Source organism: Halomonas faecis, assembly GCF_010993975.1.
GTDB lineage: Bacteria > Pseudomonadota > Gammaproteobacteria > Pseudomonadales > Halomonadaceae > Halomonas > Halomonas faecis.
On sequence record NZ_JAACZO010000011.1, the window covers coordinates 546,030 to 560,751 of the forward strand.

The 14,722-nt window shown below is 64.1% G+C and carries 15 protein-coding genes; 9 read left to right on the top strand and 6 right to left on the bottom strand.

The window, feature by feature from the left end; all coding sequences use genetic code 11:
- The first annotated feature begins 5 nt into the window (after nucleotides 1-5).
- A complete protein-coding gene (locus tag GFD32_RS07885) occupies nucleotides 6-1,331 on the top strand; it encodes a hypothetical protein (RefSeq protein WP_240455575.1) in 1,326 nt (441 codons plus the stop codon).
- Between the two features lie 6 nt (nucleotides 1,332-1,337).
- On the opposite strand, the gene GFD32_RS07890 is transcribed toward GFD32_RS07885, so the two are convergent.
- Nucleotides 1,338-1,853: a zinc ribbon-containing protein gene (locus tag GFD32_RS07890; RefSeq protein WP_163575989.1), complete on the bottom strand. Its 516-nt coding sequence runs from the start codon at nucleotides 1,851-1,853 to the stop codon at nucleotides 1,338-1,340.
- 227 nt (nucleotides 1,854-2,080) lie between these two features.
- Here GFD32_RS07890 and leuS point away from each other — a divergent pair, with 227 nt between their 5' ends.
- The 8 genes from leuS to GFD32_RS07930 all read left to right on the top strand — a co-directional run bounded on the left by leuS (nucleotide 2,081) and on the right by GFD32_RS07930 (nucleotide 10,005).
- The gene (gene leuS / locus GFD32_RS07895; RefSeq protein WP_163575990.1) at nucleotides 2,081-4,687 is read left to right on the top strand and encodes a leucine--tRNA ligase; all 2,607 of its coding nucleotides are present in this window, start codon (nucleotides 2,081-2,083) and stop codon (nucleotides 4,685-4,687) included.
- 15 nt (nucleotides 4,688-4,702) lie between these two features.
- On the top strand, nucleotides 4,703-5,194 hold the full coding sequence (locus tag GFD32_RS07900) for an LPS-assembly lipoprotein LptE (RefSeq protein WP_163575991.1): 492 nt from the start codon (nucleotides 4,703-4,705) through the stop codon (nucleotides 5,192-5,194).
- A gap of 10 nt (nucleotides 5,195-5,204) precedes the next feature.
- Nucleotides 5,205-6,263 carry a DNA polymerase III subunit delta gene (holA, locus tag GFD32_RS07905; protein WP_163575992.1) on the top strand — a complete coding sequence of 353 codons (1,059 nt, stop codon included), beginning with the start codon at nucleotides 5,205-5,207 and terminating at the stop codon, nucleotides 6,261-6,263.
- Nucleotides 6,264-6,344: 81 nt separating this feature from the next.
- Nucleotides 6,345-6,914, top strand: coding sequence for a molybdopterin-binding protein (locus GFD32_RS07910; protein ID WP_163575993.1), 570 nt, complete (start codon nucleotides 6,345-6,347; stop codon nucleotides 6,912-6,914).
- The gene (locus GFD32_RS07915; RefSeq protein WP_163575994.1) at nucleotides 6,911-8,041 is read left to right on the top strand and encodes a GGDEF domain-containing protein; all 1,131 of its coding nucleotides are present in this window, start codon (nucleotides 6,911-6,913) and stop codon (nucleotides 8,039-8,041) included. Before GFD32_RS07910 ends, GFD32_RS07915 begins: the two co-directional genes overlap by 4 nt.
- 116 nt (nucleotides 8,042-8,157) lie before the next feature.
- Entirely contained in the window at nucleotides 8,158-8,553 is a 396-nt protein-coding gene (locus GFD32_RS07920; protein ID WP_163575995.1) for a PA2779 family protein, read from the top strand.
- 12 nt (nucleotides 8,554-8,565) lie between these two features.
- Complete coding sequence (locus GFD32_RS07925; protein WP_163575996.1) at nucleotides 8,566-9,540, top strand: PA2778 family cysteine peptidase; 975 nt, start codon at nucleotides 8,566-8,568, stop codon at nucleotides 9,538-9,540.
- A 39-nt stretch (nucleotides 9,541-9,579) separates the two neighbouring features.
- A complete protein-coding gene (locus tag GFD32_RS07930) occupies nucleotides 9,580-10,005 on the top strand; it encodes a DUF488 domain-containing protein (RefSeq protein ID WP_163575997.1) in 426 nt (141 codons plus the stop codon).
- A gap of 12 nt (nucleotides 10,006-10,017) precedes the next feature.
- Here GFD32_RS07930 and sthA read toward each other — a convergent pair whose 3' ends face one another.
- From sthA to GFD32_RS07955, 5 genes are all read right to left on the bottom strand, one after another.
- Nucleotides 10,018-11,409, bottom strand: coding sequence for a Si-specific NAD(P)(+) transhydrogenase (gene sthA / locus GFD32_RS07935; RefSeq protein WP_163575998.1), 1,392 nt, complete (start codon nucleotides 11,407-11,409; stop codon nucleotides 10,018-10,020).
- Nucleotides 11,410-11,560: 151 nt separating this feature from the next.
- Nucleotides 11,561-11,812 (bottom strand): (Na+)-NQR maturation NqrM, encoded by a 252-nt coding sequence (gene nqrM, locus GFD32_RS07940; RefSeq protein WP_163575999.1) that lies wholly within the window; start codon nucleotides 11,810-11,812, stop codon nucleotides 11,561-11,563.
- 317 nt (nucleotides 11,813-12,129) lie between these two features.
- Entirely contained in the window at nucleotides 12,130-13,362 is a 1,233-nt protein-coding gene (nqrF, locus tag GFD32_RS07945) for an NADH:ubiquinone reductase (Na(+)-transporting) subunit F (RefSeq protein WP_163576000.1), read from the bottom strand.
- A gap of 71 nt (nucleotides 13,363-13,433) precedes the next feature.
- Nucleotides 13,434-14,051 (bottom strand): NADH:ubiquinone reductase (Na(+)-transporting) subunit E, encoded by a 618-nt coding sequence (gene nqrE, locus GFD32_RS07950; protein ID WP_163576001.1) that lies wholly within the window; start codon nucleotides 14,049-14,051, stop codon nucleotides 13,434-13,436.
- Between the two features lies 1 nt (nucleotide 14,052).
- Nucleotides 14,053-14,721 (bottom strand): NADH:ubiquinone reductase (Na(+)-transporting) subunit D, encoded by a 669-nt coding sequence (locus GFD32_RS07955; protein ID WP_163576002.1) that lies wholly within the window; start codon nucleotides 14,719-14,721, stop codon nucleotides 14,053-14,055.
- Nucleotide 14,722: the final 1 nt, after the last annotated feature.

The window sequence follows — 14,722 nt, forward strand, 5'->3', positions numbered from 1 at the left end:
CTGCCGTGTCCGACGCTGCCTTGTCACCCGTGTCTTACCGCCATTCAGTGGCCGGCGCACTCATCCTGGTCGGGCTGCTGCTGCAGATCCTGAGCTTTGCCGACCTATCGCCACTGCCGCACCTGGTCGGCTATGCGCTATGGCTGGCGACTGCCCTGCTATGGCGCGACATCCCGCAACGCACCCGTTGGCAAGCCGGTGCGCTCGCCGTCATCGGCATGACCCTGCTGGTCACAGCCAGGCTTCGCTACGATGCCACTATCGCCTGGCCAGCGGTGCTCGACGGCAACACCTACGTAGTCGCCATGCTGGTCGGCGTGAGCTTCATCGGCCTGATCGGCAACCGCCGCGACGGTCGCCCGCTGGGCAGGGCCGTCACTGGCACGCGAGGCATTGCCGGCACTTGGCTCGGCGTACACCTGCTGGGCATCATCCTCAACCTCTCGACGGTGTTCATGATCGGTGACCGCCTGGCCCGGCGCGGGCCGTTGACGCTGCCGCAGCTGCTGGCACTCAATCGCGGGCTCTCCAGCGCTGCGCTATGGTCGCCCTTCTTCGCCTCCATGGGCGTGGTACTGACCCTGGCACCGGCCATGGACTACACCCACGTACTCGCTGCCGGCCTACCGCTGGCACTCGTTGCCGGCACCCTCACCACTCTGGAACTCTCGCGCCGCTTCGACCTCGACGAGGTGGCCGGCTTTTCGCTCTCGCCGCGCAGCCTGCTCATGCCGGTGATCATGGCCATGTTGGTGCTACTCTTCCACTACGCGCTGACGCCTGCGCTGGGTATCGTCAGCATCATCACCTTCCTGCTGCCTGCAGCGGCCCTGGCGACCAACCTACTCCAGGGGCCGCGCTGGACGCTGCGCCGGGTGCGCCGACACACCCTGACACGGTTACCCGCCATGCGCGGCGAGATTGCGCTGTTCCTTGCAGCGGGGCTGCTGACACTGGGGATTTCCACGCTGATCGGTGCGGCCACGGGTAGCGAGTGGACGCTCTTCGCGCGCTTCGGCGCTCGCGAAGGCATAGTGAGTTTTCTGGCCATCGTGGCCAGCGCCATAGCCGGACTGCACCCGATCATCGGCGTATCGGTGCTCGCCTCGATGCTCGACCTCGAGCCGGCACGCCAGACGCTGTTCGCCTTCGTCGCCCTGGCCTCCTGGGCCATCGGCACTTCGGTAGGGCCGCTCTCCGGCATCAATCTCTCGCTGCAAGGCCGCTACGGCATCAGCGGCTATCGGATGATGCGGCACAACCTGAGCTATGCCCTGGCAATGAGCGGCCTAGTGGTCGCCACCCTGCTGATCTTGGACGGGTGGTTATAAGTAGGGCTACTCCGACACGCGGTAGAAGTAGCGGTGCCCGCACTGATGGCAAGGCTCGATACGAGTCACGCCCTCCAGCTCGACCAGCGCATCGCAATGCACGCAGGCCATGCGCCCGGGGGCCGCCATCTCACCCTCGCAGTAGTCGGCACGAGCGGCTTCCAGGTCCTCTTCGAAACGCGCCTTGTCGACCTGGCTGCGGTCGGCAATGGAGAGCAACGATTCCACGACCCGGCGCGACAGCTGGTCGAGGTCGATGCCCAACCAACTGGCCACGCCGCGCCCGCCGGCACTCAGATAGCGACGCATGTCGACGAGGTCGCGCTCCAACCAGGCGCGCAGCAGGGCCAATTCGTCCTTGGTGAACTCTTCGAGTTCCGACTCGAACTCCACCGCTTCGTCCAGCTCCTTCTGAAGGTTTTCCCAGGTCAGGTCGCGACGTCCTTTCTGCAGCCGCGCCAGCAGTCGCTCGTAACCCTCGCGCAGGCGGTGTTCGCGTTTGGGGTCAGACTCTTTACTCATGCTTGACTCTCCTCGAAGCGGCTCGCGGACGGCAACGGGCATGGTCGCCTCCGTCCGTCTAGGGTATCCTTGGCTACCATTTAGACGCTATCTCGCCGCCAGTTCAACGTTTTATCGTGAAAAGGTGGCCATGCATCGACGCTGGACATACGCATCGGCGGCCGATGACACGTTTCGCGCATCGCGCACTATTTCAAGCACTTCCGAAAAGGCTCACCCGAATACCGATGGACGCACAGTACACGCCCCTTGCTATCGAACGCGACGCCCAGCAATTCTGGGAAACCCACGAATGCTTCAAGGCGGAGGAAGATGCCAACCGCGAGAAGTTCTATTGTCTGTCGATGTTCCCCTATCCCAGCGGCAAGCTGCACATGGGGCACGTGCGCAACTACACCATCGGCGACGTAGTGTCGCGTTACCAGCGCATGCGGGGCAAGAACGTCATGCAGCCCATGGGCTGGGATGCCTTCGGCATGCCGGCCGAGAATGCCGCCATCCAGAACCGCGTGCCACCGGCCAAGTGGACCTACGATAACATCGACTACATGCGCCGCCAGCTCAAGGCGCTGGGCTTCGCCTACGACTGGAATCGCGAGTTCGCCACCTGCGACAGCGACTACTACCGCTGGGAACAGTGGTTCTTCGCCAAGCTGGTGGAGAAGGGGTTGGTCTACAAGAAGATGGCCGCAGTGAACTGGGATCCCGTCGACCAGACGGTGCTGGCCAACGAGCAGGTGATCGAGGGACGCGGCTGGCGCTCCGGCGCGCTCGTCGAGCGCAAGGACATCCCGCTGTGGTTTCTCAAGATCACCGACTACGCCGAAGAGTTGCTCGCCGACCTGGATGAGGTCGACTGGCCCGAGCAGGTCAAGACCATGCAGCGCAACTGGATCGGCAAGTCCCGCGGCGTGGAGCTGACCTTCGAGGTCAAGGCGCCGGACGGCAGCCCGGACACCCCGGTGAGCGTCTACACCACTCGCCCGGACACCTTGATGGGCGTCACCTACATGGCAGTGGCCGCCAGTCACCCGCTGGCCAAGGAGGTCGCCGAGCACGACGCCGACATGGCGGCCTTCTGTGACGAGTGCGCCCGCGGAGGCACCTCCGAGGCAGAACTGGCCACCATGGAGAAGAAAGGCATGCCCACCGGGCATGTCGCAGTGCATCCGCTGACCGGCGACGAAGTCCCCGTCTACGTGGCCAATTTCGTACTCATGGAGTACGGCACCGGAGCGGTGATGGCGGTGCCTGGCCACGATCAGCGCGACTGGGAATTCGCTACCCAGTACGGCATCCCCATCAAGGCGGTCATCGCCGATGAGAATGGCCAGGCGCCCGACCTCTCCGAGGGGGCCCATGTCGAGACCGGCCCACTGATCGACTCCGGCGAGTTCGATGGACTGGACTTCACGGCGGCCTTCGAGGCCATTGCCGCCAAGCTCGAGTCGCTCGGCCGCGGCGAGGTCAAGACCCACTACCGTTTGCGCGACTGGGGCGTAGCCCGCCAGCGCTACTGGGGGGCACCGATCCCGATCAAGTACGGCCCCGAAGGGCAGACCGTGCCGCTCACCGACGACGAACTGCCGGTGGAGCTGCCCATGGAGGTGACCGTCGACGCCACCGGTTCGCCGCTCAAGAAGATGCCCGCCTTCTATGACCTGGGCGACGGCTGGACGCGCGAAACCGATACCTTCGACACCTTCATGGAGTCCTCCTGGTACTACGCGCGCTTCGCCTGCGCCGACAACCGCCAGGCGATGCTCGACGAACGCGCCGACTACTGGCTGCCGGTCGACCTGTACATCGGCGGCATCGAGCACGCCATCCTGCACCTTCTCTATGCCCGTTTCTTCCACAAGCTGATGCGCGACTTCGGCCTGGTCAATTCCGACGAGCCCTTCCAGCGCCTGCTCACCCAAGGCATGGTGATCGCCGAAACCTTCTTCCGCGATACCGAAAACGGCGGCAAGGAGTGGTTCAACCCTGCCGACGTGGAGGTCAAGCGGGATGACAAGGGTCGCCCGGTCAGCGCCACTCTCGTCAGCGACGGCCGGCCCGTCGAGATGGGCGGCATCGAGAAGATGTCCAAGTCGAAGAACAACGGCGTCGACCCCCAGTCGATGATCGACCGCTTCGGCGCCGACACCGTGCGTCTCTTCATGATGTTCGCCGCCCCGCCCGAACAGTCTCTGGAGTGGTCCGACTCCGGCGTGGAAGGTGCCCACCGCTTCCTCAAGCGTCTGTGGCGCCTGGTGGCCGAGCACCTCGACGCCGGAGAACCGGGCCGCCTCGACGTCGACGCGCTCGACGATTCACTCACTGCGGCCCAGCGCGAGCTGCGCCGCAAGACCCACGAGACGATCAAGAAGGCCAGCGACGACATCGGCCGCCGTACCACGTTCAACACCGCCATCGCCGCTGTCATGGAGCTGACCAACGCTCTCGGCCGCTTCCCGAACGAGAGCGAAGACACTTCGCCCCAGAGCCTGGCCGTGGCCCGTGAAGCGATAGAAGCCTGCGTGCTGCTGCTCGCGCCCATCACCCCGCACGCCTGCCATGCCTTGTGGCAGGCGCTGGGGCATGAAGAACCGGTGATCGACGCGACCTGGCCCAGCGTGGACGAGTCGGCGCTGGCCCGCGACACCATCGAGCTGGTGGTGCAGGTCAACGGCAAGCTGCGCGCGCGCATCGAGGTCGCGGCCGAGGCGGACAAGGCGGCCATCGAGGCACGAGCACTGGCCGCCGAAAACGTGCAGCGCCACACCGAGGGCAAGACGGTCCGCAAGGTGATCGTCGTGCCCGGCAAGCTGGTCAACATCGTGGTCGGGTGACCTCGAGGAGCCGATATGCAGCGTCGTACCTTTCTCAACAGCGTTCTGACCGGCGGCGCCGTCCTGGCGCTGACCGGTTGTGGGTTTCGCCTGCGCGGCCTGGACGAGAGCGGCACGGTCGTCGACGAGCTCGAGCTCGCCGGTCCGCAAAGCGAGCTGTCGCGGGAGCTCGCCGAGCGGCTGCGCCGAGACGGTACGCAACTCCACGCGCAGGCGCCGTGGATACTCACTCTGGGGCGTCCGTCCCTGAGCGAACGCCGCCTGGGCGTACTCGACGCCGGAGCGCGAGAAAGGGAAATGGTGCTGAGCGCGCCCTTCTCGGTGCAGCGCCGCAGTGACGGCGCTTTCGTACTGCCCGAGCAGACCCTGGAGGTGAGCGAGCGGTTCACGGTCAGCGATGACAACTTGCTGGCTCAGGAGGAGATCCGTAGCGAAGCCGAGACGACGCTGCGACGCGAAGCCATCCGCCGGCTGCTCGAACGCTTGCGCGGGCTGGACGGGGCATGAAGGCGGCCACATGAAAGTCTTTGCCGACAAGCTTCCCGCCGCGCTGGCCAAGAAGCTGCCTCCGGTAGTGATCGTGGCCGGTGATGAGCCTCTCCAGCACGTCGAGGCGTGCGATGCCGTGCGTAAGGCCGCCCGCGAAGCGGGCGTCGAAGAGCGCGAGGTCCTTCACGTAGAGGCCAACTTCGCCTGGGGCCAGCTGCATGAGACGGCGAGCAACCTCTCGCTGTTCGGTACCCGCAAGCTGATCGAGCTGCGCCTGGGCAACCACAGCCTCGGCCAGGAGGGAAGCCGAGCGCTCAAGGAGCACGCCGAACGCCTCGCCGGCAGCGATGACGTGCTGCTCATCAGCATGGGCAAGCTCGATTTCCGCCAGCAGAAGAGCGCCTGGTTCAAGGCGCTCGACAAGGTCGGCCTGTTCGTTCCGGTATGGCCCGTCGACCTGTCGCGCCTGGGCTTCTGGCTGCGCGACCGAGCCGAGCGCCATGGGCTCAACCTCGACCTGGATGCCGCGCGACTGCTCGGCGAACGCACCGAAGGCAACCTCCTCGCCGCCGACCAGGAATTGCAGAAACTGGCCCTGCTGGCGACGCCCGGTGGCCGGATCACCGCCCGCCAGGTCGCCGGAGACGTCGAGGACAACGCCCGTTTCGACGTCTTTACCCTGACCGAGGCCTGCCTGCAGGGCACCCCTGCCAGAGTCTCGCGAATCGTCGCCGGGTTGCGCGGCGAAGGCGTCGAGCCACCTATTGTGCTATGGGCGCTGAGCCGCGAGCTACGCACCCTGCTCTCACTGCATCAGCACCTCGACCAGGGCCAGAGCTTCGAACACGCCTGCAAGACTCAGAAGCCCGCCATCTTCGAGAAACGTCGCCCCGCCTACCAGCAGGCCATTGCACGCCTGCCGATCCGCCGTCTGCACAAGTTGCTGCTCTTCGCCCAGCGCCTCGACCTCGCCATCAAGGGGGCCTCGCCGCTGCCGCCCTGGGATGGCCTGCACGACCTGGCACTGACGCTGGCGGGGGGAAGAGGCCTGCTGGCCGAAATGCCCGGCTCCTACCGAGTCGGCTGACTCCAGCGTTGGCTGGCCGTCATTTCCGCGTCTTAGAACTCTGCCACAATCCGCTTAAACCCTGACGAGAGCGTCATCCGAATGCGCCGACTGACAATACCACCGAGCCTTTCACTCCCTTCGCCGCGGCCTCTGACTTCCCGGGCCAGCACGGCGCTGGCTCTCGCGCTGTTCGTGCTGCTGGCCTTCCCTCCCCGCTTCGCACCGGCGGCAACGGTCACCGAGAGCTCTCTGCCGCCCTCGCAGGACGACGCCCCGATACTCTCCGTGCACCATGACGGTCAGCGATACCCGGTCAGCCGTGCGGAGATCGAGTCACTGGGACTGCACGAAGTGAGCCTGCTGCACTTCGAGGGGCTCGAGGGTCGTTTCGCTGGCGTCTGGCTGGATGAGTTCCTTGCCGCGCAGGAACTCGACGATGCCCCTCGGCTGCGCTTCATCGCCCACGATGACTACTCGGTCTTTCTTACCCCGGAAAATCGTGCGGACAAACGCTACCTTCTCGCCACCCGACTCGACGGCGAGCCCCTGACCCGCGAAACCTTCGGCCCCACCCTGTTGATCGTACCCGAGGATGCCGAAGCCGTAGCCGAGGGCAGTGAGACCATGACCCGATGGATCTGGTCGATCCGGGAAATCCACGCTCGATGAAAGACCGGCGTACTTCTGCGCTGGGCTGGGGCATGGCAGTCGGTTTCAGCCTGCTCTCCGGCGTGTGTGCTGTGGCCATCGGCCTCTACGTGGCCAACGCCCGCCAGCACGTGGGCGCCAACTACACGGCATTGGTCGCCGACGTGGTTCGCGCCCAGCAGCATCCCATACTGCTTCGCACCACCCTGGATGCCATGCAGGAGCACCCCGAACATCGGCATGCCGAGCGCCTGGAAAACCTGCTATGGCGCATTCCCCAGCACATTCGGGGCGTCAGCCACGGCCTTTCCCAGAGCCAGCTCGCACCGTGGAAGTATCGGCCGGCACTCGATGCCCTGGCTCGCGTCGAACCCCGTCTGCCAGAACTGGCGGCACTGATCGAGGCAGGCATCGAGACGAACGATGACAGGCAAGCGCTGCAGGCACTCGGCTATGAGATCGAGACGGAGCTGGCCTGGGCCTATGGCGAGCTCAACGACCTCATTCACGTGGCCGCCGGCGAACAGCGCCTGATCATGGAGCGGCTCAGCCTGGCCATCGGTCTGCTGGTTCTCCTGGCCCTGGCCGTGGTGGCCAGCCTGATGCTGGCGCTCTTGCGCCTGAGCCGCCAACGGGAACTCGTCTCGCGACTGAGCCTGGTCGACGACCTGACCGGACTGGGCAACCGCCGCTACCTGCTGGAAACCGCGGAACGCCTTTACCAGCAGAGCCTGCGCAACCAACGACCCTTGAGTCTCGCCCTGCTCGACCTCGACCATTTCAAGCACCTCAACGACACCTGGGGCCACCCGGCCGGAGACAAAGTGCTGGTGGCCTTCGCCCGGGCGCTGCAGGAGGTGACGCGCCAGGCCGACGTCGTGGCACGCATCGGCGGCGAAGAATTCTGCATCCTGATGCCCGACACGCCCTCCGAAGGGGCGCTTGACCTGGCCGAACGCATACGCCAGCGTATCGCCGAGCTGAACGAAGACGTCCTCGGCGTTCCCACATCGATCGCCGTGAGTCTCGGGCTCGCCACCGGCATGGGCAGCGCTGCAGACTTCGATCGTCTCTATTCGCGAGCCGACCGGGCCCACTACCGCGCCAAGGCCAACGGGCGCAACCGTACTGAAGTCAGCGCAGCGTGACATACCGACATGAAATATCTCATCCTTTGCCCTTATAATGGCAAGACATCGCATCCGCTCCATCGCAGCCCATCACACTCAATTGGAAGCTCATTAAAAAGAGAAGGAGCCTTACCATGACCACGCTTCGCCGCTTTCTCAGCCCGCTGCTGATCCTCGCCATGATCCTGGGTAGCCTGCCGGTTGCTGCCGCCCCACAGGGCGCTGGCAACGAATTGATCGGTACTCAGGCTGCACTCCAGGCCGAACGCAGCAGCGACGCCCGGGAGCGCATTCATGAAGTACTGGCACGCGACGACGTCCGCCAGCAGCTCGATGCCCAGGGCGTCGACCCTGCCGACATCGAAGCTCGCGTCGCCGCACTCTCCGATGCCGAGGCACAGCAGATGGCCGACCAACTCGACGAGATGCCGGCCGGCGCCAGCGTCGTGGGCGCGCTCTTCGCGGTCTTCGTCATCCTGCTGGTCACCGACATTCTCGGCCTGACCAACGTCTTCCCCTTCACGCGCTGAATAGCCATCGCGATGCGCAACCAGGCATCCTACCCTCTGCGGAACGCCCGCCCGGCGGGCGTTCTGTTGTTGGTGGCCCTGGCGTTACTGCTCGCCGGCTGTGCCTCAGCGCCACGCTTGAGCGATGCCACCGCACAGAAGCTTCCCTCCCGCCTGCTTCACGATGACGTCCCCTTTCACGCTCAGCGCGACTATCAGTGCGGCCCGGCCTCGCTGGCCATGGTGCTCGAACATCAGGGCGTCGATGTCAGCGTCGACGAGCTGATCCCTCGAGTCTTCCTCCCCGGCCGCGAGGGCAGCGTACAACCGGAAATGCTCGCCACCGTGCGGCGTCAGGGCCGCATTCCCTTCGTGATCGACAACCGCTTCGAGAGCCTGCTGACGGAGCTGGCCAAAGGCGATCATCCCGTCGTGGTATTGCAGAACCTCTCATTGCCGGCGTGGCCGCTTTGGCACTATGCCGTCGTCATCGGCTACGATCGGCCGGCTGGCGAGTTGATCTTGCATAGCGGCGAAGAAGCCCGGCGCCGCGAGTCCTTTCGCCGTTTCGATGCCACCTGGGCGCGCAGCGACCGCTGGGGCTTCGTAGCCCTGCCGCCGGGAGAACTGCCGACCGCCATCGATGCGGAAACCGCCATCGAGGCCACCGCCGATTTCGAGCGCGTCCAGGGAGCCGAAGCCGCCCTGCCCGGATGGGAGGCCCTCACCACACGCTTTCCCAATGCGGCCATGGCACACTTCGCCCTGGGCAACGCCCGTCATGCCAGCGGCGATGCCCAGGGTGCCATCACCGCCTTTCAACGGGCAGTGGCCCGACAAGACGACCTGACCGTAGGCTGGCTCAACCTCGGTCTGACATTGCGTGAGCAAGGTGACACCGCGGCGGCCCGCCAGGCCCTCGAGCGAGCCAGCGCCCTCCCCGGCCCCTGGCAAGAACACGCCCGGGAGGCGCTGTCTGCGCTGGAAGCCAGCACGACGAGCGACTAGCTGACCGCCCCAGTGATGGCCACCAACGTGGAGGTTTGCATGAGCTACGAGATCGTTCTCAAACGTGTCTACGCTCCCGCCACCGAGGACGACGGTGCCCGTATACTCGTCGACCGGCTCTGGCCACGCGGGAAGCGCCGGGAAAGCCTTGCCCTCACCGACTGGTACCGCGACGCCTCGCCCTCACCAGCCCTGCGCCGTCAGTACCATCAAGGCACGATCAGCCACGCCGTCTTCGCCGCCCGCTATCGCGGCGAGCTGCGCGATGCACCGGAGTGCCTGGTACCCCTGATGCGCCATGCTCGCCGAGGCCGGCTCACGCTGCTCACCGCCACGCGACACATCGACGATTCGCACCTACCCATTCTGCGAGAGGCACTGCTGGCGGCACTCAGCGATGAAGATGCCGCCGACACAGAGCCGGCGTCGTCCCCCTGTTATCGGCACGAGTTTCGTGACGGCTGACATCGCTCGATTCTAGAACACCCGATTGAGCCCGTTCTGAGCGGCCACACGATAAGCCTCGGCCATGGTCGGGTAGTTGAAGGTGGTGCTGACGAAGTACTTGAGAGAGTTCGCCTCGCCCTTCTGCTGCATGATCGCCTGGCCGATATGGACGATCTCGGAGGCCTGGTCGCCAAAGCAGTGAATACCCAGAATCTCCAGGCTCTCCTGATGGAAGAGGATCTTGAGCATGCCCACGGTGTCACCGGTGATCTGGGCGCGAGCGGTATCCTTGAAGAATGCCTGGGCCACTTCGTAAGGCACCTTGGCCTCGGTGAGCTCCCGCTCGTTGCGACCGAAAGAGCTGATCTCGGGTATCGTGTAGATCCCGGTGGGCACCTCGGTGACGAAACGGTAGTCGCGGTCGAGCAGTTCGTCGCAGGCGTTGAGCCCTTGATCGTAGGCCGCGCTGGCCAGGCTCGGCCAGCCGATCACGTCGCCCGCCGCATAGACATGCCCGATGGCCGTACGATAGTGCTCGTCGACGGCAAGCTGACCGCGGCCATTGGCTTCGAGCCCGATGTTTTCCAGTCCGAGTTGATCGGTATTGCCGGTACGTCCGTTGGCCCACAAGAAGGCGTCGGCGCGCAGCTTCTTTCCCGACTTGAGGTGCACGATCACCCCCGAGTCATCGCCCTCGACCCGATCGTACTCCTCATTGTGGCGAATCAGTACGCCGTGCTTGCGAAGGTGGTAGGAGAGCGCATCGCTGATCTCGTCGTCCAGGAACGAAAGCAGGCTGCCGCGGTTGTTGATCAGATCGACCTTCACGCCCAGTCCGGAAAAGATCGATGCGTATTCGCAGCCGATCACGCCAGCGCCGAAGATGATCAGGGTGCGCGGCGTATGATTGAGACTGAGGATGGTATCCGAGCAGTAGATGCGCGGGTGCCGGAAATCGATATCCGCCGGGCGGTAGGGCCGCGACCCGGTGGCGATGACGATCTTCTCGGCCACCAGCTCATCGGTCGCGTCCTGGCTGTCACGCACCAGCAGGGTATGCTCGTCCTGGAAGCGGGCCACGCCGTTGAACAGATCGATCCGGTTGCGTGCATAGAAGTTGGTGCGCATCGCCACCTGCTGCTCGATGGTGATCCGCGAACGCTCCATCACCTTGGGGAAGGAGAACCAGCGCGGCTCGCCGATGTCGCGAAACATGCGATTGGTGTTGAATGCCATGATCTGCTTGACTTGGTGGCGCAACGCCTTGGACGGGATGGTTCCCCAGTGCGTGCAATTGCCGCCCACCAGCGGCTGCTTCTCCACGACGGCGACCCGCCTGCCGTGCTTGGCGGCATTGATGGCAGCACTCTCGCCTGCCGGGCCGGTGCCGATCACCACCACGTCGTAGTTGTAGACTGCCATGGGTCCGATGGTCTCCTTCTTCGCAATGGGAACGCCAGGGCCCGCACCCGACGTAAGCCGTATGCCGCTACCTTGCTACGCAGCGGGCCGCCAGCGTCGGTTGGTTCATCAGACCCACGGTTTGCGACTGACGACTTCAGGCAAAATCCGATCAGCGACGAGTCGCATCGTAGCCGAGATCGACACCGCGATTCTCATCGCTGCGCCGGCGGGCACCAACCTTGCGATTCTCCTCTTCGCAGACGTCATCGCGGCCACCACAGACTTCGCAGCCGTCCTTTAGGCCGAGCTTGTTGAGACCGCCGCAGGAGCCCGCTATCGGCTTGCGCCCCATGATTACCCCAATGGCCATGGCGGCCATGATCAGTAGCATGAACCCGAGTACCACGAAGAAAGTCGTCATCGAAATGGCTCCTTGCGCCCAGCGACGACCTGTGTCGTTAGTGCGGGGACGCCTGTCATGAAAATTCTCAGCTTCCAGTATTGAGACAACCCAACGGCAGTCATGCTCCCGGACGAGGTGGAGACGATACATACCGAGGGTGGGCCGACTGGCCGGCAAGATCGGCCACGGTGGCCGACGTACTGTCACTCCAGATCACCTTGTATGCCGACCCGTCGGCCTGGGCAGGCGATCGTTCGGACCGGCAGACAGGGTGAAATGACGTCAAGGGGCCGGCCCACCATGGGCCAGCCCCGATATCGCCCGACGGCGTCAAATCATCCGCCGAAATCGTCCAGCATGATGTTCTCGGGTTCGACGCCGAGATCGATCAACATCTTGATGACGGACGCATTCATCATGGGCGGCCCGCACATGTAGTACTCGCAGTCCTCGGGAGCCGGGTGGTCCTTGAGGTACATGTCGTAAAGCACGTTGTGGATGAAGCCCGTCGGCCCGTCCCAGTTGTCTTCGGGCTGAGGATCGGACAGCGCCAGATGCCACTCGAAGTTGGGGAACTCCTCGGCCAGCTGGTCGTACTCTTCGTTGTAGAAGGTCTCGCGCCAGGAGCGGGCACCATACCAGAAGCTGATCTTGCGATCGGTCTCGAGACGCTTGAGCTGATCGAAGATATGGCTGCGCATGGGCGCCATGCCGGCGCCACCGCCGACGAAGACCATCTCGGCATCGGTATCCTTGGCGAAGAACTCGCCGAAGGGCCCCATCACCGCGACTTCGTCACCCGGCTTCAGGTTGAAGACGTAGGTGGACATCAGCCCCGGGGGGTGGTTGGTGCCGGGAGGTGGCGTGGCGATACGGATGTTGAACTTGAGGATGCCCTTCTCTTCAGGATAGTTCGCCATGGAGTAGGCGCGAATGATCTCCTCGTCGTTCTTGTGGCGGATCTTGAAGAGGTCGAATTTCTCCCAGTCGCCGCGATACTCCTCCTCGATGTCGAAATCGGAGAAGGAGATGTCGTAGGGCGGCGCCACCAACTGCACGTAGCCGCCGGCGCGGAAGCCGACATCCTCGCCTTCGGGTAACTTGAGGTTCAGCTCCTTGATGAAGGTGGCGACGTTGGGGTTCGAGATGACCTCGCACTCCCACTTCTTGACGCCGAAGACCTCCTCCGGCACCTCGATCTTCATGTCCTGCTTGACCGGTACCTGGCAGGAGAGACGCCAGCCCTCCTTCTTCTCGCGCAGCGTGAAGTGCGACTCCTCGGTGGGGAGGATGGCGCCACCGCCCTCCTCCACACGGCACTTGCACTGAGCGCAGGAGCCGCCGCCACCGCAGGCGGACGACAGGAAGATGCCGTTGGCCGCCAGGGTATTGAGCAGCTTGCCGCCGGCTTGTGTCTGGAGGGTGTGCTCGGGGTCGCCGTTGACCTCGATGGTCACGTCACCGCTGGTGACGAGACGGCTACGCGCCGCCAGGATCACCATGACCAGACTGACCACGATCACGGTGAACATGACCACACCGAGCAAGATGATAGTTGTACCAACCATGTCGGTTTCCTATTTGCTGTGAGTAACCGGTTTCCCGACGACGCTGGGCGCCATCGGGAACGCACCCTGTCTCAGAGCTGGATGCCGGAGAAGGACATGAAGCCCAACGACATCAGACCCACGGTGATGAAGGTGATGCCCAGACCCTGCAGACCAGCGGGCACGTCGCTGTACTTGAGCTTCTCGCGGATGCCGGCCAGCGCCGTGATGGCCAGTGCCCAGCCCAGGCCGGCACCGAAGCCATACACCACGGATTCACCGAAGTTGTAGTTGCGCTCGGCCATGAACAGCACGCCACCAAGGATCGCGCAGTTGACCGTGATCAGCGGCAGGAACACGCCCAGCGCGTTGTACAGCGCGGGCACGTACTTGTCGAGGAACATCTCGAGGATCTGCACGATGGCAGCGATCACGCCGATGTAACTCAGATAGCCGAGAAAGGTCAGGTCGATGTTCTCGGTACCGCTGATACCGGTCCAGGTCAGCGCGCCTTCGGCCAGCAGGTAGTGCAGAATCAGGTTGTTGACCGGCACCGTGATGGTCAGCACCACGATGACCGCGATGCCCAGGCCGAAGGCCGACGACACCTTCTTGGACACGGCCAGGAAGGTACACATGCCCAGGAAGAACGCCAGGGCCATGTTCTCGACGAAGACCGAGGCGACGAGCAGGCTCAGATAGTGTTCCATGTCAGACGGCCTCCTTCGGCTGGGTATTTTCCTTCATCTTGAACTCGTTCTCTTCGACCTGCTCCGGATGCGTCTCGCGCAGCACCCAGATGATCAGGCCGATGATGAAGAACGCCGAGGGCGGCAGCAGCAGCAGGCCGTTGGGCACGTACCAGCCGCCGTCCTGTACCGGCTGCAGCACGGTGAAGCCGAACACGCTACCGGCACCAAGCAGCTCGCGGAAGAAGCCCACGGTCATCAGGATGAAACCGTAGCCGATGCCGTTGCCGACGCCATCCAAGAAGGACATCCCCGGTGTATTGGTCATCGCGAAGCCCTCGGCACGCCCCATCACGATGCAGTTGGTGATGATCAGGCCGACGAACACCGACAACTGCTTGGAAATCTCGTAGGCGTAGGCCTTGAGAATCTGATCGACCACGATCACCAGCGAGGCGATGATGGTCATCTGCACGATGATGCGAATCGACGAGGGAATGTGATTCCGGATCAGCGATACGAAGAGGTTGGAGAAGGCCGTCACGAAGATCACGGCCAACGTCATGACCAGCGACACACTCATGCTGGTGGTCACCGCCAGCGCCGAGCAGATCCCCAGGATCTGCAGGGCGATGGGGTTGTTCTTGAAGATCGGCGTCGTCAGGACGCCCTTGGGAGTCGCAGCGGACATG